This window comes from Ensifer adhaerens, assembly GCF_020035535.1.
Taxonomy (GTDB): domain Bacteria; phylum Pseudomonadota; class Alphaproteobacteria; order Rhizobiales; family Rhizobiaceae; genus Ensifer.
The window spans coordinates 2,562,378-2,578,680 of the sequence record NZ_CP083349.1 but is presented as its reverse complement, the minus strand read 5'-3'; the positions used below and the strand labels follow the sequence as shown (position 1 = coordinate 2,578,680).

At 62.3% G+C, this 16,303-nt stretch carries 21 protein-coding genes, 1 tRNA gene and 1 riboswitch; of the genes, 13 read left to right on the top strand and 9 right to left on the bottom strand.

The genetic code is table 11. The annotated features are described in order from the left end of the window. The first annotated feature begins 35 nt into the window (after positions 1 to 35). Positions 36 to 605, top strand: a complete 570-nt coding sequence (locus LAC81_RS12680) for a hypothetical protein (protein WP_113540451.1) — start codon at positions 36 to 38, stop codon at positions 603 to 605. A 91-nt stretch (positions 606 to 696) separates the two neighbouring features. On the opposite strand, the gene LAC81_RS12675 is transcribed toward LAC81_RS12680, so the two are convergent. Further along, positions 697 to 1,149 (bottom strand): VOC family protein, encoded by a 453-nt coding sequence (locus LAC81_RS12675; protein WP_223725075.1) that lies wholly within the window; start codon positions 1,147 to 1,149, stop codon positions 697 to 699. A 151-nt stretch (positions 1,150 to 1,300) separates the two neighbouring features. Between LAC81_RS12675 and LAC81_RS12670 the strand changes: the two genes are divergently transcribed. The 5 genes from LAC81_RS12670 to LAC81_RS12650 all read left to right on the top strand — a co-directional run bounded on the left by LAC81_RS12670 (position 1,301) and on the right by LAC81_RS12650 (position 4,339). Beyond that, positions 1,301 to 1,654 (top strand): DUF1428 domain-containing protein, encoded by a 354-nt coding sequence (locus tag LAC81_RS12670; protein WP_223725074.1) that lies wholly within the window; start codon positions 1,301 to 1,303, stop codon positions 1,652 to 1,654. A gap of 141 nt (positions 1,655 to 1,795) precedes the next feature. Continuing rightward, complete coding sequence (locus tag LAC81_RS12665; protein ID WP_223725073.1) at positions 1,796 to 2,218, top strand: secondary thiamine-phosphate synthase enzyme YjbQ; 423 nt, start codon at positions 1,796 to 1,798, stop codon at positions 2,216 to 2,218. A 104-nt stretch (positions 2,219 to 2,322) separates the two neighbouring features. Continuing rightward, positions 2,323 to 2,727, top strand: coding sequence for a ketosteroid isomerase-related protein (locus tag LAC81_RS12660; RefSeq protein WP_223725072.1), 405 nt, complete (start codon positions 2,323 to 2,325; stop codon positions 2,725 to 2,727). Positions 2,728 to 3,125: 398 nt separating this feature from the next. Further along, the gene (locus LAC81_RS12655) at positions 3,126 to 3,512 is read left to right on the top strand and encodes a hypothetical protein (protein ID WP_223725071.1); all 387 of its coding nucleotides are present in this window, start codon (positions 3,126 to 3,128) and stop codon (positions 3,510 to 3,512) included. 422 nt (positions 3,513 to 3,934) lie between these two features. Continuing rightward, a complete protein-coding gene (locus LAC81_RS12650; protein WP_223725070.1) occupies positions 3,935 to 4,339 on the top strand; it encodes a hypothetical protein in 405 nt (134 codons plus the stop codon). A 99-nt stretch (positions 4,340 to 4,438) separates the two neighbouring features. Here the strand turns inward: LAC81_RS12650 and LAC81_RS12645 are convergent, their stop codons facing one another. Then, positions 4,439 to 5,179 (bottom strand): SIMPL domain-containing protein, encoded by a 741-nt coding sequence (locus tag LAC81_RS12645; protein ID WP_223725069.1) that lies wholly within the window; start codon positions 5,177 to 5,179, stop codon positions 4,439 to 4,441. 255 nt (positions 5,180 to 5,434) lie between these two features. On the opposite strand from LAC81_RS12645, the gene LAC81_RS12640 reads away from it, so the two are divergent. Together LAC81_RS12640 and LAC81_RS12635 are read left to right on the top strand one after the other, a co-directional pair. After that, positions 5,435 to 5,510 (top strand) — tRNA-Ile (locus tag LAC81_RS12640). A 191-nt stretch (positions 5,511 to 5,701) separates the two neighbouring features. Further along, positions 5,702 to 6,028, top strand: a complete 327-nt coding sequence (locus LAC81_RS12635) for an ATPase inhibitor subunit zeta (protein ID WP_223725068.1) — start codon at positions 5,702 to 5,704, stop codon at positions 6,026 to 6,028. Between the two features lie 230 nt (positions 6,029 to 6,258). Here the strand turns inward: LAC81_RS12635 and LAC81_RS12630 are convergent, their stop codons facing one another. Next, positions 6,259 to 7,221: a phosphatase PAP2 family protein gene (locus LAC81_RS12630; protein ID WP_223725067.1), complete on the bottom strand. Its 963-nt coding sequence runs from the start codon at positions 7,219 to 7,221 to the stop codon at positions 6,259 to 6,261. 372 nt (positions 7,222 to 7,593) lie between these two features. On the opposite strand from LAC81_RS12630, the gene LAC81_RS12625 reads away from it, so the two are divergent. The 3 genes from LAC81_RS12625 (at position 7,594) to LAC81_RS12615 (ending at position 9,590) form a co-directional block, all read left to right on the top strand. Beyond that, positions 7,594 to 7,848, top strand: a complete 255-nt coding sequence (locus tag LAC81_RS12625; RefSeq protein ID WP_223725066.1) for a hypothetical protein — start codon at positions 7,594 to 7,596, stop codon at positions 7,846 to 7,848. A gap of 211 nt (positions 7,849 to 8,059) precedes the next feature. After that, positions 8,060 to 8,410, top strand: a complete 351-nt coding sequence (locus tag LAC81_RS12620) for a hypothetical protein (RefSeq protein ID WP_223725065.1) — start codon at positions 8,060 to 8,062, stop codon at positions 8,408 to 8,410. Between the two features lie 163 nt (positions 8,411 to 8,573). Further along, entirely contained in the window at positions 8,574 to 9,590 is a 1,017-nt protein-coding gene (locus tag LAC81_RS12615) for a glycoside hydrolase family 26 protein (RefSeq protein WP_223725064.1), read from the top strand. 142 nt (positions 9,591 to 9,732) lie between these two features. Here the strand turns inward: LAC81_RS12615 and LAC81_RS12610 are convergent, their stop codons facing one another. The 3 genes from LAC81_RS12610 to LAC81_RS12600 all read right to left on the bottom strand — a co-directional run bounded on the left by LAC81_RS12610 (position 9,733) and on the right by LAC81_RS12600 (position 11,723). Continuing rightward, positions 9,733 to 9,972, bottom strand: a complete 240-nt coding sequence (locus tag LAC81_RS12610; protein ID WP_057253209.1) for a DUF982 domain-containing protein — start codon at positions 9,970 to 9,972, stop codon at positions 9,733 to 9,735. Positions 9,973 to 10,102: 130 nt separating this feature from the next. After that, the gene (locus LAC81_RS12605) at positions 10,103 to 10,825 is read right to left on the bottom strand and encodes a GntR family transcriptional regulator (protein ID WP_419195769.1); all 723 of its coding nucleotides are present in this window, start codon (positions 10,823 to 10,825) and stop codon (positions 10,103 to 10,105) included. Between the two features lie 103 nt (positions 10,826 to 10,928). Continuing rightward, on the bottom strand, positions 10,929 to 11,723 hold the full coding sequence (locus tag LAC81_RS12600) for a DUF1194 domain-containing protein (protein ID WP_223725063.1): 795 nt from the start codon (positions 11,721 to 11,723) through the stop codon (positions 10,929 to 10,931). A gap of 156 nt (positions 11,724 to 11,879) precedes the next feature. Here LAC81_RS12600 and LAC81_RS12595 point away from each other — a divergent pair, with 156 nt between their 5' ends. Together LAC81_RS12595 and LAC81_RS12590 are read left to right on the top strand one after the other, a co-directional pair. Next, positions 11,880 to 13,187, top strand: coding sequence for a glucoamylase family protein (locus LAC81_RS12595; RefSeq protein ID WP_223725062.1), 1,308 nt, complete (start codon positions 11,880 to 11,882; stop codon positions 13,185 to 13,187). A 53-nt stretch (positions 13,188 to 13,240) separates the two neighbouring features. After that, entirely contained in the window at positions 13,241 to 14,032 is a 792-nt protein-coding gene (locus LAC81_RS12590) for a (2Fe-2S)-binding protein (protein ID WP_223725061.1), read from the top strand. A gap of 45 nt (positions 14,033 to 14,077) precedes the next feature. On the opposite strand, the gene LAC81_RS12585 is transcribed toward LAC81_RS12590, so the two are convergent. From LAC81_RS12585 to LAC81_RS12575, 3 genes are all read right to left on the bottom strand, one after another. Next, entirely contained in the window at positions 14,078 to 14,875 is a 798-nt protein-coding gene (locus tag LAC81_RS12585; RefSeq protein WP_223725060.1) for a CbtA family protein, read from the bottom strand. A 197-nt stretch (positions 14,876 to 15,072) separates the two neighbouring features. Next, the gene (locus tag LAC81_RS12580; RefSeq protein WP_034791966.1) at positions 15,073 to 15,249 is read right to left on the bottom strand and encodes a CbtB domain-containing protein; all 177 of its coding nucleotides are present in this window, start codon (positions 15,247 to 15,249) and stop codon (positions 15,073 to 15,075) included. A 42-nt stretch (positions 15,250 to 15,291) separates the two neighbouring features. Continuing rightward, a riboswitch (cobalamin riboswitch) is annotated at positions 15,292 to 15,556 on the bottom strand. Continuing rightward, entirely contained in the window at positions 15,555 to 16,247 is a 693-nt protein-coding gene (locus LAC81_RS12575) for a TetR/AcrR family transcriptional regulator (RefSeq protein WP_223725059.1), read from the bottom strand. It overlaps the preceding riboswitch by 2 nt. Between the last annotated feature and the right edge of the window lie 56 nt (positions 16,248 to 16,303).

Genomic DNA, 16,303 nt, shown 5'->3' with positions numbered 1-16,303 from the left:
ACTTTATCAATTTCTCGGAAACCCGAGGTTCAGCGATGCGTTGCGTATTTGTCGTCGTCCTCCTGTTGCTGGCCGGCTGCGGAACGGTGCCGAGAGACACCCGGAATGCCTGTGCGGTTTTCGAGCAGCGAGATGGCCTGTTCAACAATTGGCGTCGTGCCGCCTATGGCGCCGAGCGCGAATATGGCGTGCCCGTGCCGATCCTGATGGCGACGATCTATACCGAGTCCGGCTTCCGCCATAATGCCCGGCCGCCGCGCACCAAGCTCTTCGGCTTCATACCCTGGACGCGCGCCTCCACCGCCTATGGTTACTCCCAGGCGCTTGACGGCACCTGGGCACGCTATCAGAGCGAGACCGGCCGCTGGGCCGCGCGACGCTCGGACTTCGGCGACGCCATCCGCTTCATCGCCTGGTATCACCGTGAGAGCGCGCAGCAGAACGGCATTGCGCTCAACGACGCCTACCGGCTCTACATCGCCTACTATCACGGCCACGCCGGCTATGCGCGCGGCAACTGGAGCGATACGGCCAAGACCGGCGCCAAGCGGGCGGCCGGCATGGCGTCGATTTACAACAAGCAGCTCAGGGGCTGCGGCAGCTAAGGTCCTTCCAGCCAAGGGCGCCGGAGTGTCCTGTCCCATTGTTTTGCGCAACCGGACGCCAAACCGTGTGACACTTTCGCCGGATTTTGCTTCAGCCGGCTGCCGCTCTCTCCAGTTCGGCGACGTCGATCTTCACCATGCCCATCATCGCCTGCTGGGCGCGCGCGGCGCGTGCCGGATCGGGATCGCTAAGGTGCCGCATCAGGGCGCTGGGAATGATCTGCCAGGCAAGGCCGAACTTGTCCTTCAACCAACCGCAATGCTGCGGCGTGCCGCCTTCGATCAACCGGTTCCAGTAGTAGTCGACCTCCGCCTGATCGGCACAGCGCAGGAAAAACGATACCGCCTCGTTGAACTTGAAATGCGGGCCGCCGTTCAGCCCCATGAAATGCTGCCCGTCGAGTTCGAAGCTCGCGGTGAAGGCCTTGCCGTCCGGGCCTTTCTGGATGTCGGTGACGCGGGCGTTGCGGAAGATGGAGGTGTAGAAACCGATGGCTTCCTCCAGCTGATCGTCGAACCAGAGAAAGGGCGTGATCTTCTGCATGGATATGTCTCCCGTGGTGTTGCTACCAACCAAGGACGAACGAGCCATGCCCGTTCCGACAGGCGCGGTTCAAAAAAAATCAAAGGCGGTGTCGGAACCTTTGCGCCTCAAGCGTCCTTTGCTGGTCGAAAGAACCAAGGAGGATTTCTCAATGACCTATGTGGATGGTTTTATCGTTGCGGTGCCGAAGGCGAACGTCGAGGCGTACAAGGCGATGGCCAAGGCGGCGGGCGATGTCTGGATGGAGTATGGCGCGCTTTCCTATAACGAATGCCTGGCCGACGACGTGCCCTATGGCGAGGTGACGTCCTTCCCCCGCTCGGTCCAGGCCAAGGACGATGAAACGGTGGTCTTTTCCTGGATCGCCTACAAGTCGCGGGCGGACCGCGACACGATCGTCGCCAAGGTGATGGCCGATCCGCGGCTGCAGGGCGACGCCTGGAAGGAAGTCTTCGACGGCAAGCGCATGATCTATGGCGGCTTCCAGACCTTTCTGGAGATGTAGCCTGGAGATGTAGGCGGCGCGCGGCACCTTTTCCCATGGCGCCCTGTCTTGGAGCGGAAACGGTCCAGGGGTAGAAGCGTTGGGCAAATCAACGAGTTGCACCTGCCTTGCGGCGGGTGCCGCTGCGCGCTGGAGACCGACATGCCGCAGACGAGCATCACCATTTCCACCCGCGGGCAGGGGCTATACGAGTTCACCGACGAGGTGGCAGCATTCGTGCGGGCCAACACAGACAGAGAGGGGCTCCTGACCGTCTTCGTCCGCCATACGTCCTGCTCGCTTCTCATTCAGGAAAATGCCGATCCGGATGTGAAGCGCGATCTCGATGCCTTCTTTCGCCGGCTGGTGCCGCCGTCTTCCGATCCCACGATGAGCTGGGTGGTGCACACGCAGGAGGGGCCGGATGACATGCCGGCGCATATCAAGGCGGCGCTGACATCGGTCTCGCTCAGTATTCCCGTCGCCCGTGGCCGCATGGTGCTCGGCACCTGGCAGGGGATTTATCTCTTCGAACATCGCGACCGGCCGCACCGTCGCGAGATCGTGCTGCACCTTGGCGCCTGACCGCCATCCGATCGGCGCGCCGATGCAATTGACCGGAACGGGATTCGTCCTAGTTAGTGCATGGAGATCGGAGGGCTCCGGCGCGGCGCCGGAGAGGAACAGCAATGACGGATGCACAGACCATTGCCAACCGTTTCATCGAAGCGCTGAACCAGCGTGATTTCGAGGCGCTGGCGCGGCTCGTCCATGAGGATATCGAGCTCGATTCGCTAACGGGTCAGCGCACCGTTGGCGTCGGTCCCCTGCGCGCCTGGCTTATGAACTACCTACGCCGCTTCGACGAACAGTTCGGAGACGTCGTGCTGATGCGCGATGCCTTCGGCCAGCGGGTGGCGGCCGACTTGACGGTGCGTGGCACCTATCGCGAAACGATGGAGGGCTTTCCCCCTGCAACGGGCCAGAGCTATTCCATCCCGAGCGTGCTGATCTTCGAGATAGAGGAGGGGGTCATCACCCGCCTCAGCCACTATCGCAACATCCGCGTTTTCGAACGGACGCTCGCCGGCTGACGAGGGCCTGAAGGCGAGCGCGAATCGCTCGATTGCGGCCTTCGACGCCAGAGAATGCCCCGATGTTTTGATTGCGCGACCGTCCTGGCGGCACCCGATTTGCTTTTGCCGCGACGATCACATCAGCAATCGTCGCTTTCGCGCCGGGCCGCATTCTTGTCCCCGACGATCTCAATAAGCCGTTCTGGATCAGTGGCTTATCGTCCGTCTGCAATCCGCGGACCGGACCGCTTCGCAAGGCCGAATCCTGCGTCAGTGGGGGGTGGGATCACGTTCCGGCAATCTGAACCTCCCATGAACACCGGGTTCCGCTGTCGTTCAGCTTAGGGAACCTATTCTTTGCTCAATCGCTTGGGACGGTGATTGCCTGCTGAACCCTTCAAGCTTGGAGAGATGTCATGAAGAACCGCTTTTTTAACGCTGCTGCCGCCGCCGTCATTGGATTGACTGGCCTGCTTGGTGCGGCCTCTACCGCTTCGGCGGACTCGATCGAATTCGGCCTCGGCCCCCGCGACGGCATCGACGTGCAGTATCGCGACTACAACGGCGGCTATGGCGACGAGCGCGATTGGAACCGCGGTCGTGACCGTCACTGGGACCGTGGTCGCCGCGGCGGCTGCTCTCCGTGGATGGCCGTTGACAAGGCTCGCGACCGGGGTCTCCGCCGCGCCTATGTCGCCGACGTGACGCCGCGCCGCGTCATCGTCGAGGGCCGCCGCCACGGCTACCGCCAGACGATCGTCTTCGCAAACGCGCGCGGCTGCCCGACGATCGGCCGCTGGTAAGCGCCAATCCCAATCTCCCGCCTTGTCTCCCCCGGCCGGCGGAAGAATGGCCCCCCACGCTTCGGCATGGGGGGCCTTTTTATGTGCTGTGCCGCGCGTTGTTGCGACCAGAAGGTTTGAGCATTGCAGCGCGGCTCTACTGGTCGCCCACATACCGCTCCCTTCCGGCTCCGGTTGCGCGGCCTCTCTCACGAAGTAGCGATCGCAGAGGGGTTGATATGGGGCGGTCTTTACCCAATGCGGCACGTGGTGTCCGCATTTCGATGTCATTCGACTACAGACTTGCAGACGGACCCCGCGGTGGGCTTCCTTGAATTTCGTCCCCTGTGACCACGGCTTCGGCGACGAGAGTGGCTACGACCGGTTTGGTCCAGATGTATTCAGCATGATAGAAGAGGCGTTTCTCTTCATTGAGGGCTTCATTGCCCGTTCTTTCCCGGATTGGTCGACAAGCCATCGTCATTGGGGCGTTACGTGGGTGTCGAGAGAAAATCTGGCTCGATATTCTCGCTCGATTTCCGGAGCTGCGGCGTGACGTCAGAGGGAATGCGCGACTGGGTTCGATCGTCGAGAAATACGTCCTTTGTCCCGGTCTGCTGCCTCGCAAACAAAGGTTTCATCGAAAGGCGCTGTTGACCTTTCTCGACCGGTTTGAGGATCGCGTGCGAATGCTGAGCGAAGGCCATCGCTATCTGCTGATCTGCGGCATCTGTTGCGCGACAAGGCGTTCGCCAGACGCCGGACATCTTACCGACGAAGGCATCCCCACCTTGTTCCGGAGCTACCGTACTCGTTTCAATCCGCGGTTCCGGCGCGAAGATCGATGAGTACGGGTCCAAAACGATTCGCCCCCGGCGCCGATTTCCGGAGCCAGGGGCGAAAAGGGTGAAAGCCCGCGCGCGATCGCTGCGGGCTTTGCCAGGTTTTTACTGCTTGATTTCGAAGGTCACGTTGACCGTCACGTTGTAGCTGTTCTCGCCGGTTGCGACCGGAACGGCGTCGGCGGCATATTCCTTGGCCATGCCGGCGCGCATCATCGGGACCGGCTCGGGGCGGAAGCCCTGCTCGCTGATGGTGACGATCTTGCCGACCGAGACGCCGGCAGCTTCGGCAAGCACCTTGGCCTTCTCCACGGCATCGGCAACAGCGGCCTTGCGCGCTTCGGTGATGACCGCTTCCGGCTTGTCGTTGGTGAACTGCACGCCGCCGCCCTGGTTGACGCCGAGCGTGACCGACTTGTCGATGACGTCGCCGAGCTTGGCGAGATCACGCACGCGGACGGTGACGCCGTTGGTGACCTGATAGCCGATCAGCTCCGGCGGGCGGTTCCCACCATCGGTGTTGGTCGGGTAGTTGTACTGCGGGTTAAGCATGAAGCCGCTCGTCTGCAGGTCGCGGTCGGCAATGCCGCTGTCCTTCAGCGCCTTCAGCACTTCGGCCATGGTCTTGTTGTTGGCGTCCAGCGCATCGCGGGCGGTCTTGGCGTCCTTGACGACGCTGAGTTGCAGGACCGCCATGTCCGGCGCGGTCGTCGCGCGGCCTTCGCCGGCAACAATAATGGTTGCCTTGTCCTTGTCCGACTCCTGCGCCTGAGCGGCGGCCACACCGGCAAAAGCGGCGGCGAAAGCGGCAATCGAAAGCGTGCGGGCAGTGCGTGTGGAAATCATGGTCTATGTCTCTCCGGTTGTTCCGTCCCTGCGTCTTCTTGGCTGGCGATTGTGTGAGCATTGCGGCAATGGCTTGTCCGCAAAAAGGTTTTCCGCTAGAGCCATTTCACCGCGAACTGCCATTGGTTCGCGCACCTGGATTGCCACGGCGCCATACGTCCTTCTCAGACGTGCCAAGGTCGCCGTAGCACTTAAAGTTGCTGCTTGTCTTACCCTGAGATCGTTACGATTTCAGGAAGCCTGCAGATCCAGAGTGGGCCTGTAGCTCAATGGTTAGAGCCGGCGGCTCATAACCGCTTGGTTGGGGGTTCGAGTCCCTCCGGGCCCACCAATCGCTTCTGAACATTGAATTTGCAGGTTTTCTGGCTGTTTGTGTCGCGTATTTGATATGCACACCGGTCTGGGACGCTTTTCCAGCGATTTTGTTGCTATGTGATACAGCGTCAAGATGTGTCCGTCGGACAATCCCAAACCTCGCAGTTTCTGCTACGATATCCGACCAGGCAGCAATGGAGAAATTCGATGGCTGGTCTGGGTGTGGACATGGTGCGAATGGTACGTCGCAACAAGTTGGTTGGTTTCTGGGCGGCGGAGAAACTGGCTCTTGCCGGCGAAAATGCCAAGACCTACTCGGATGGTCTGGCGATGGCGGCGATGGACGCCGAACGCAGCAACATTCTTGTGATAATTCGAAGAGATTTTGACGCGGCAGGAGTGATCCTGTCAGACGAGGACATTCTGGCGGTCATGAACGTCTGCTGGCTGGAGGCGGGAAAACAAACGAAGGGGGCCGACGGCAGCGATGCAGCGCTGGTGCACATTGCGCGTCACCTCATGCAACGATCGTGATGCAAGGATCGTGAGCGTGCCGGCACTTTCATTATCGATGCGGTGTCGACGCTTACGCTCAACGGCATGGTATCGGGCGCCGGCACCTTGCTGGGAAACGGCGATTTCTCCCAAACGACCGGGAGCAACACCGTCGCAGCCGGAGCAACTCACGTGCCTTATTGCCCGGTCCGCGGTCTTTTTGGCATGCGTGCGCACCCGGTGAGCCGACGCAGTCTCTGATATTTCGCCTAGGCGACTTGAGGCGTTAGCCTTCGGGATTGGAACCGCGAGGCAATCCCGAACCAGATCACCAGCGTTGCGGCATAGGAAACGTAGGCGTCGACGGCATAGTGCCAGCCGAGGTGGATCGACCCCAGAAAAATCAGCACGCAATGGACCTTGAGCGCCCATTGTATGGCGGGGTGAAAGCTCCTTGAAGCCAGGACCATCAAGAGCGCCGTCGCATTGTGAAGGCTGGGCATGGCAGAGATGCCCATTTCGGTGCCGGCACCCGCGTAGCCCTGCCAGAGCAGGTTCTGCACGTTGAGAGCAAAGATCGGCGCGTTTTGGTCGGCGGCCCTGAGATAGGACATCAAATCGGCATATGGATTTTCCCCGAGGCCGAGATTGCCGAAAAAGCACGGGCCGGCGGATGCGAACGCGGTCGCCAGGAAGCTGCCGAGAATGATCCATGACAAGGCGAATGTGACGAGAAATTGCGTTCGCTGAGGCCGCTCGCTGAATGCGACGGCCATCCAGAAGGTCCACATCACCATGAACCAGATGCTGTAGTTGATGCTGAGCAGGAAGGTGATCGGCCAATAGCCCAGAACCGGCTGAAGCCATTGCCACGGGAGCCAGCCGAAGTGGAGCGTTCGGTCGAGATCGCTCAGCGTCTGGTCCCAGGAGAAGACAGGCAGGCGCGTCTTCCACTGCCAGAATACGCTGGTGAGGATCACTTGTGCGACGGCAACGGGAAAATAGGAGACTGCCGTTGCGAACGGCACGCCGCGGATGTCACGGATAATCGCCGTAATGGGGCGGTCCACGCGATTGACCAGAACATGGTAGGCACCCCGCACGCCCGCCGCGAACAATGCCGTAATCGCGATCAGACCTATCAGGGAAACGCCGAAGTACCAGATCCACGTGCTGGGTGTCACTTCAAGCAGGCCGAAAGCCAGAAGCAGATAGGCGATCGACAAAGACACGACGCAAGCGTCTCTGCGCATACCGGAAAGCAATGCGCCTATAAATGTTCGAGGATCAAGCATAGCCGCCAAGAAATCCCGATTAAATTAGTAACATTGATATTATCAATAGCTGAAATTCTTCTTAATCATCAACGATGATGCGCGTTCCCCGTCAGGGGGCGCCTGCGTCCATAAGTACCGCGCCAGGTATCGGGCGTCTCGCCAAGGGGCGGGAAGGTGAGGGGGCGGCACGAAGAAGGTGCTCTCAGCGCAAAAAAATGCCCGCACGACGCGGGCAGTTTTGGAGTGGGCGCATACGCTCAACATGTTGCGCCTCGCTCCAAGGTGGCGGCCAGAGGTCAACGAACTGTAAATGCGTGATAGCTAAAAATGAGGAAGGACGGTGCCGCGTCCGTTGTCGCCGTGCGCCGCTTGATCGACGGGCCTGGCGGTTTCCGCGCCAGTGCGGCCGATTTTGCGCCTTCGCGCGAAAAAATTTCCTTGCGAACCATCCGGCGTTTCCGGCGGCGCAGCTACCACCGGGCGTGGTGGCTGACGGCGCGGGTGGGCCTGCAAGTGGCGGGCCGGTTCGCCTTCGGGCTTGCTGTTGGGCAAGCATCTGGTTTTCCTGATTTGTCTTCCTGATCCTCGTGCGGCGCCCCAAGCCCAGCGTGTGCCAATCAGCAGCCGTGTTTGTGCCGGGCGCCGGTGCCATCCGCTGCAACCGCCGGAAGAAAGCCCTAAGAAAGAATTTGTTAAATTTAGCAATCTATAATGGACAGGGGGTTGAACAACGCCGCCATATCCCCCAAAGGAGGCATCGGGCGGCCAAGGTCGCTAATTCGAAAGGATGCTTATGCGAGATAAGACCGCATGTGCCGGCGCGAGCCGCACCCCCATTTCGGGTTTCAAGTATCTCGTACCGACCGCCTCAATTCTTGGCCTTCTGCTGCTTTCCGGCTGCTCGTCGACGGTTATTGGAGAAACGCCGTTGTTCGCATCGAGCCATTCCAGCGCTTACGCGAGCCCTTCGGTCAAGATTCGCAAGGAAGAGAAGCAGCTGCAGGTCGCCGAAGCGGATGGGGATGTGGTCGCACCGCAGCCTGTGAGGAAGACCACGGCCGCCTATCTGGGTCGCGCGCCCTACATCTGCTCGCCGAGCGGCTTCGGCCGTACGTCGCACTGCTTCCTCCGAGCTTCGCTCTAGCGGGATTGTCTCAGTTCGAGTTTGCATAATTCCGGCGCGGCCAAGCCGCTCGGGATCGTTTGGGGGACTGGGATCCCCGTCTTCGGCGGTGACGGACCGCCGCATGCGTGATGCGTCTGCTTTCATTTGCGGCGTCGAAAGACGATCCGCCGGAGAATGTTCGTTGTCGGCCAGACTTTTGAGATCAGCCCTTGCCGCGGGAACGCTGGCGCTTCTCGCCGTTTCCGGCACGCCGGCGGCGCGTGCGGATGATCCGGCCGCCGGCATCGACCGGGCGCTGACGACAGCTGCGATCGCGCCCGAGGCAAAGGGCGCGAAGGAGCGGGCGGTTGCCATCGGCGTCTACGATCCGCATGACGCCGTTGCCGACAGTGAGGCGCTCGAGCTAGAGCATGTGTTCGTTTATTGGCAAAAGCCGGACCGCGCGCTGTTGAAGCGCAAGATCGCGACTGCGGCGCGGCAGGGCCGGGCGCTGATGCTCTCGGTCGAGCCCTATACCCATGCCGCCGACTGGCGCGCCGGCGGCGAAAGGCTGTTTGCCGATATCGGCAAGGGCCGCTTCGATCGCGAGATCGGCGACGTCTGCGCCCGCGCTGCCGCCTTCGATGGCCCGGTCTATGTGCGCTGGGGGCACGAGATGGAGGACCCTGACGGCCGCTATCCCTGGGCACGTCGCGACACGGAAGGCTACAAGAAGGCGTTTCGCTATTTCGTCGGCAAATGCCGCGAGCTCGCGCCGCAAGCGCGGTTCGTCTGGTCGCCGAAGGGCCACCGCAATCTCGCCGCCTACTATCCGGGTGACGATGTCGTCGATGTGGTCGGGATCCCCATCTGGGGCTTGCAGAAAATGGATGTCGACTATTGGGGCCGCGAGCGCCGCTTCGCGGAAGCGCTGAACGAAAAGTACCAGCGCGTGGCAGGCTTCGGCAAACCGGTCATGATCGCCGAACTCGGCGTCTCGGGTTCGGCCGACTACAGGCGCGCCTGGTACAAGGAAATCCTTGATCAGCAGACCTATCGCCGGGCTTTCCCGCTGCTGACCACCGTCGTGTTTTTCAACGACAAGGAGCCTTACAAGTGGCCGCTCGGCTACGGCTCACCAGATTGGCGGCTCGACAGGGAAGCACTGAAGGCGCTTGCCGAGCGTCAGACGAAGCAAGCGGCAGAACTCGCCGACTGATCGTCCATTACGTTCGTGGAAAAGTCAGGCTTGTGCGATGGCGCAGCGCCTTTTGGGGGGAGGCGATGCGCCGATCGTCCTTCGGCGCATCGTAAGAGACCCGATCTACGAACACATGGCCCCGGATCTTGGGATTTCCGCGTCAGGCCAGAAGCAGGCCCGATTCGCGGGCAGCGGCAGCAAAGCAGCGGCTGGCCCGGTCCGTACTCGTCAATCCATCCAGCGCGTCCAGGCAGCGCCTGAGAGCCGCGCGGTACTCACGTCCACGGCGCCCCGGCCATTGCCGCAGCAACTCGACGGCTTCGAAGACCGTTCTGACGACGGTCTGCCGTTTTGCGGATAACCGGAGGGGGATGGGAGTGGCGAAGAACTTCTCGCTCATTTGCTTATCCTCGTTCTCAGTCTTTTTCGAGCGCGAGGCCAACGCTGTGGCGCGGCAATGGTTCCGCCGGCTCACCGACTTTTTTCAGCCCGTGACCTTTTCGTGATTCGGCGAGTGCTGGGGGCGAGCTCTAAAGCTCGAGTGCAGCCTTGAGGTCGCTCGACTTGTGCGCGCGAAGATCGAGGTCGGCTTCGATGTGGTCGATATGGTGGACCATCATCTTGGCAGCCAAGTCGATGTCGCCGCGTTCCAGCGCATTGACGATCTCGTCATGTTCGCTGTGGCCGCAGCTTGAAACGGTCGACTGGCCGTAAAGCGCGATGACGAGCGAAGAGCGGGCGACGAGCTCGTCCATGAAACGCCGGAGGATGGCGTTGCCGCTGAGATCGGCGAGTGCCAGGTGAAAATCTCCCGAGGCCTTGATCTCGGCGCGGCGGGCCGACTGGCCGCGCTGTTCGGTGAGCTGCCGCTCCTCTGCCAGCATGCGCCGGAGCTCGGCAAGTTCGGCCTTGCCGATATTCGCGGCAGCAGCCCGCACGACGCCGGGCTCGATCAGGCGGCGGGTCGCGAAGATCTGGCGCGCCTCGTCGATCGAGGGGTGCGCGACAAAGGCGCCGCGGTTCTTCTCGACGCTGACGAGGCCTTCATAGGAGAGCGCCTGCAGCGCGGCGCGCACGAGAGTACGGCTGACATTGAAGAGTTCGCCGACATCGCTTTCCGAAAGCTTGGTGCCGGGGGTGAGCCGCCGCTCGACGATCGCATCGCGCAACGTGTCGCGGATATGCTGACTGCCGGTGTCGGTGGCCGGGTCTGCGGCCATGTCGGCCGGTGGGGGCGTAGTGGTCAAGGACATGAATCGATCCGCGAAGCAACGGCTCATCTTATCGCCGGACGAAGCGAAGGGAAATGACAATCTGACGCCCGTGGGTTGCGCGGCAACAACTAGGCGGCGAAGACTATTTGTCGAGTTCGGGATAGACGCGGTCGAGGAAACCGGGCCTCAGCTTCTCGCCGATCAGGCAGTCGGATGCCGGCAGCGCATCGGCCAGGCGAACGGATGGCGGCGGCTGCAAGCCGCTGACCTCGAGCACCAGCTTCTGGCGAATGGCGATCGAAAAATCCTCCGGTTCGTGCACCGGCAGCACGAAGGAGCCGGGGCCGCCGATGACGCATTCGGCGTAATACTGGTCGAGCGGGCCGGTCGAGACCGAGGGGCGAATGAGGATCGCCAGCCCGTTGATGGTGATGCCGCGGGCGATTGCCGTCTCGCGGGCCGGGATGACCGGCGGGCCGATATTGTTCGGGCCGTCGCCGGAAACGTCGATGACCCGGCGTATGCCGTTGAAGGCGTTCGAATCGATCAGCGCCGTACCGTAGGTGATCGCGTTCGAAATCGACGTGCCGCGCCTGGTGCCGACCGGGCGCGCCTCGATCAGCTTGGCAAAGGCATCGGCGTCGGCGGCGGTGGAGATAACTTGCCAGGCGACGACGGAGGATTCGTTTACTGTGCCCGCCCATTCGAAATAGCCGATGGCGATCTTGCCCAGTTGTCCGCTTTCGACCGCGTCGAGGAAATCGCGGTGCCGGAGCGCCTCGACATAACCGGCGCGCTGGATGCGCGCCTCATCCAGATCCATCGAGCCGGACATATCGACGGCCAGGATCAGTTCGACATCGACATCCGTCGACATGGCGGTCGATGGGCTCGTGCCACCACTCAATGAGAGGATCAACGCCAACACGCTCAACATCGCTTCAACCAGTCATTGCGCGCGGTCAGATTAGAAGAATGTAACACAGGATTGGATTTCGGCGACCATTTGGGTGTAGTTGGCCTTCAACAAAGAGTGATTTTGTCGCGGGCGGCCCGGAAGTACTTGCGACCGGTCAAGGGCCGGAAAGGCGGAATGCTGAAACCGACGGAAAATGCCGAACTATTTCAGATCGATAGTCTGCAGAGGGCGGCGTTCGGCTACTTTCTCGAATATGCGGATCCAGTCACCGGGTTGATCGCGGATACGTCGCTTCCGGGCGCGCCGTCGAGCATTGCGGCGACCGGCTTCGGCCTTTCCTGCTATCCCATCGGCGTCGAGCGCGGGTGGATTTCGCGCCGCGAGGCGGTCGGGCGGGTGTTGACCACGCTGCGTTTCCTGGCTGAAAGCTCGCAGTCGCGAGACCAGCGGGCGAGCGGCTATCGCGGGTTCTACTATCACTTTCTCGATATGCGGACCGGCGCGCGCACCTGGCGCAGCGAGCTTTCGACCATCGATACGGCGCTGCTGATCGCCGGCTGCCTGACGGCTTCGGCCTTCTTCTCCCGCGAAGATGAGGAGGAGGGCGAGATCCGCGCGCTTGCCGAACGGCTCTATGCGCGGGTCGACTGGCGCTGGGCGTTGAACCGGAGTGACACACTGACGATGGGCTGGCGCCCACCGGGCCGGTTCCTGAAGTATCGCTGGCGAGGCTACAGCGAGGCACTGCTGCTCTATCTGCTGGCGCTCGGGGCGCCTGAGCACGCAATCGAACCGAAGCACTACACCGTCTTTGCGGACGGTTATGACTGGATCGTGGTTCAAGGCGGGGCTCATCTCCACGCGGCGCCGTTGTTCATCCACCTGTTCCCGCAGGCCTGGCTCGACCTTCGCGGCCTCGCCGATCGGCCGATGCGGGAGAGGGGAACGGACTATTTCGAGAACAGCCGGCGAGCCATCGGGCTGCAGCGTGACCATGCGCGGCAAAATCAGGGCCGCTTCGCCGGCTATGGCGAACACCTCTGGGGGCTCAGCGCCTGCCATGCGCCACGTGGCCGGCTGCGCCGCAAGGACGGACGCTGGCAGCGACTTCGGGGCTACGCCAATCGCGGCGCACCTTTCGGTCCGGATGATGGCACGCTCGTGCCCTGGGCGGCGGCGGCCTGCCTGCCTTTCTGTGCGGATGCGTCGCTGTCGGCGCTCAGCCAGATGACAGCCAGCCACCCCGGGCTTCTGAAGGCGGGGCGCTTTCCGGGTGGCTTCAATCCGAGCCTGCCGGGCGAGGGGCCGGAGGGGTGGGTCGACACGCGCGTCGTCGGCCTTGACCAGGGGCTCGTCGTGATGATGATCGAGAACTGGCGGAGCGGCTTCGTCTGGAAGCTGACGCGTAGTCTGCCTGCAATCCGGCGCGGACTTGAGCGTGCGGGATTTGAAGGCGGCTGGCTGGCGACGGAGACGTTATGAATTTGGGAAGCCAGCAACAGATTGCGCAGACCGGGGAAGGATATCCGCCACGGGTGCTGGCAGTGGTCGAGCGGTTGCGCGCTGAGTTCCCTGACGTCGGTGTCTCGCTCGGGACGGTGGACGGCGCCTTCAGCGCCCCGGCCGGCTTCTGGGCTGCGGGCGGGGCCGGGATCGAGGAGAGCCTCGCCTATCAGGACTTTTTCGCAGTCGGCATGACGGACCGGATCCGGGCCGCGCATCTGATCGCCTTTTACAGCCGTCAGGTAAGTGTGGTTCTCGGCGCGCTCTATCTCGGTGCGGGCGTTCAGGCTGAGATCGCGGGCATTCGCTTTGAAGACTGGAGTCGCCTTCACCAGGACCGCGCGGTTGCCGGCAAACGCTATCATTTCCACGTCGATCTGGCGGAGAGATCGCAGCAGGCGGAATGCATCGGCGTTTTCGAGCGCGGCTTCACAGCGCATCTGGCGCCGGTCATCGCGATCCTGAAGAAGCGCTCGGGGCTTTCTTCCGGGGCGCAGTGGCGGCTGGCAGCGGATTCGCTTGCGGGCACGTTCCTGGAGATCGGACGGGCGATCGGGGACGAAGTGCGCGGCATGGCCGAGGCGCTCGCGATCGTCAAACGGCCGGGGTCGCGGCTGTTTTCGGAAGAGATCTGCTACGAGGAGATCTCCGCCACCGATCCGGCAAGCGGCGCGCAACTGTCGTGCCAGTACCGGATCCGCTGCGGCTGTTGCCTCTATTTCAAGACGGAGGGCGGCGGCTTCTGCGATACCTGCGTCCTGCTGGAGCCGGACGATCGCCGCGCGCGGCTGGCAGCGCGTCTGATGCAAAACGGCGGGGCCTGAACCCCGCCGTTTTTATGTTCCGGTGCCTTTTGAGGCGCAGCGGGTTCAATGCGACTTAAGGAAGCGCTCGTTGATGAAGCCGGAGACGACGCCGAGAACGATCCAGAAGGCGAGCGTGGTGGCGAGCGCGGCGACCGCGAACTCGGCGCCGAGCACGGCCGGGACGTTGCTGGAGATATCGAGCGGTTGCGGCGCGCCGTAGACATGGGGTGCGGCGATGAGGACGAGGCCGGCGACCTTGGACACTATTTCTTCGCGCAGGACCAGGAGATAGAGGCCGACCGCGGAGAGAGCGACGGTTGTCAGCCACCAGGTCTGGCGGTCGCCGAGTTCGGCCGCCGGGAAGCCCGGGAGTTCCGGCGGCAGGCCGATCGCCGGCAGCATGTGCACCGCGAGCCAGCCGCAGGCGCCCCAGAGAGCGCCGTTCCTGAGCGTGATCGGATAGCCGATCACCAGGCTGACGCCGGCGAGCAGCAAGCCGAAGCCGGAGCCGGTGACGAGGTTTGCCATCAGCGTGCCGGAGAAGCGGCTCATACCGAACATGATGCCGCCTTCCTCATGTTCGCCTTCGTGCGCATAGGCCGGCGTGATCGGCGACAGCGCGTCGAGTACGGCGCCAAGCGGCGATACCGCCTTCAGCGATGAATGCTGGTCATGGCCCTCGGCGGCCGGTTGTGCCGTGCCCGGTTGGCCGGCCGGCTGTTCGGTCGCGGCCGGAGCCTCGCCTTCGAATTGCTCCGCATGCAGGATCAGCGGCGTTACCCGCAGTTCCTGGGCGCCGGTCATGAAGACACCGGCAATCAGCCCAGCCACGATTGCGGCCAGAAGCGTTCTGACAATCATCTTGAATTCCCTCGATAACGGCAAACGCCACGCGCTTCGGCGTGGTTGGTGAGCCTTCCTATTTGCTGTGCCATGCGGACGGTGCTTGCATGTTCGCCAAAGCGCCATGCGCAAACGCCGACATCCGGCGTGAGCCGGATGCATTCAGGTCCGCGGCTATTTCGATGCGGAACGTTGTTCACGTTCCGGCGCATCGTTTAGTGGCAGGGGAAGCCGTAGGAGTGGCGGGTGTCGTGCGCGGTGTCGTGCAGCACGGCCGAATTGGCAAGGCCGGCACCGAAGACGAGGAATGCGCCGATGAAAAGGGCGATGACGCCAGCGGTCAGACGATCGCTCAGGGAGAGCGGGGTGCTCGAAATAGTAGACGTAGCCATGACAACCTCCGTGATGGCATCGGGAAATTTCCCGGTGTGGGCCCTATGCCCGTATCGAGTGGCAGGTTTCCTGGCTCACGGCGCTGGGCGAAATGCCCGGGATCTGCCTCGCCTTCCCAGTTCGACCACCCTCTCGGGGCCTGTTCCAGTGGCTTCTTCCGGATTGCTCCGGAACGGCAAGATCAACGTCGCTCTACAGTCGCGGGGTCGGCCGTGATTTGAATGCCCAGCATGGGTCCATCCGTCACGTTCCCGTTTACTCCCGAAACGCGTTCGCGTCCCGGGAACCAATCGATCCAAAATGATTAGGAGCGTGTCATGGCGTTGTCAATTGAGCCTGCGCCGCCGGCCGCTTCATCCGCGACAAAATCGCGAAGCATCATCTGCTTGTAGGCCTCGACGATGCGGTCGCCCTCCGGCCGATCGACCGAGACGGCAAGCCGCATGGTGCAGTCGCCGAGATGCATGATCAGGAAGGCAGCGCTGTCGATCGTTTCGCGCGGCGTCTCGGGCGCAAAGCGGGCCCAGACATCGGCTAGAAGCTTGCCGCCGGCGCGGCTTTGTTGGAGATCGACCTCACGCAGCGCCTTGTCGGCCTGCATCGCCGACCAGATGTCGCGCATGACAGGCTCGGCCAGGAACATGTCGTAGTAGATGTCGAACAGCAGTGAGAAGGCGTCGCGCAGTTCTGCCATCGACGTGACCTTGGCCAGTTCGGCGGAGATGCACTCGTTGCAAACGGCATTGTAGCGCTCGGCCAGCGTACGCACGATCGCCGCCTTGTCCGGGAAGTACTGGTAGAGCGACCCGATTGAAATCCCCGCCTTTTCAGCGACGTCGCTCATGCGCATGGCGTCGCTGCCCTTCTCCTGGATGAGTGCCGTCGCGCAGGAAAGGATCTGCTCGACGCGCTCGCGGCTGCGCTTCTGGCTGGGCGTCCGGCGCAACGTGGTCTCGTCTTCGGCGGGAGGCGTGGTGGGGTTTGTGTCTGTAATCATGAGTAATGCTCACATTTTGACTTGACTCTTAAAATACGAGGATTTATCACATTTGC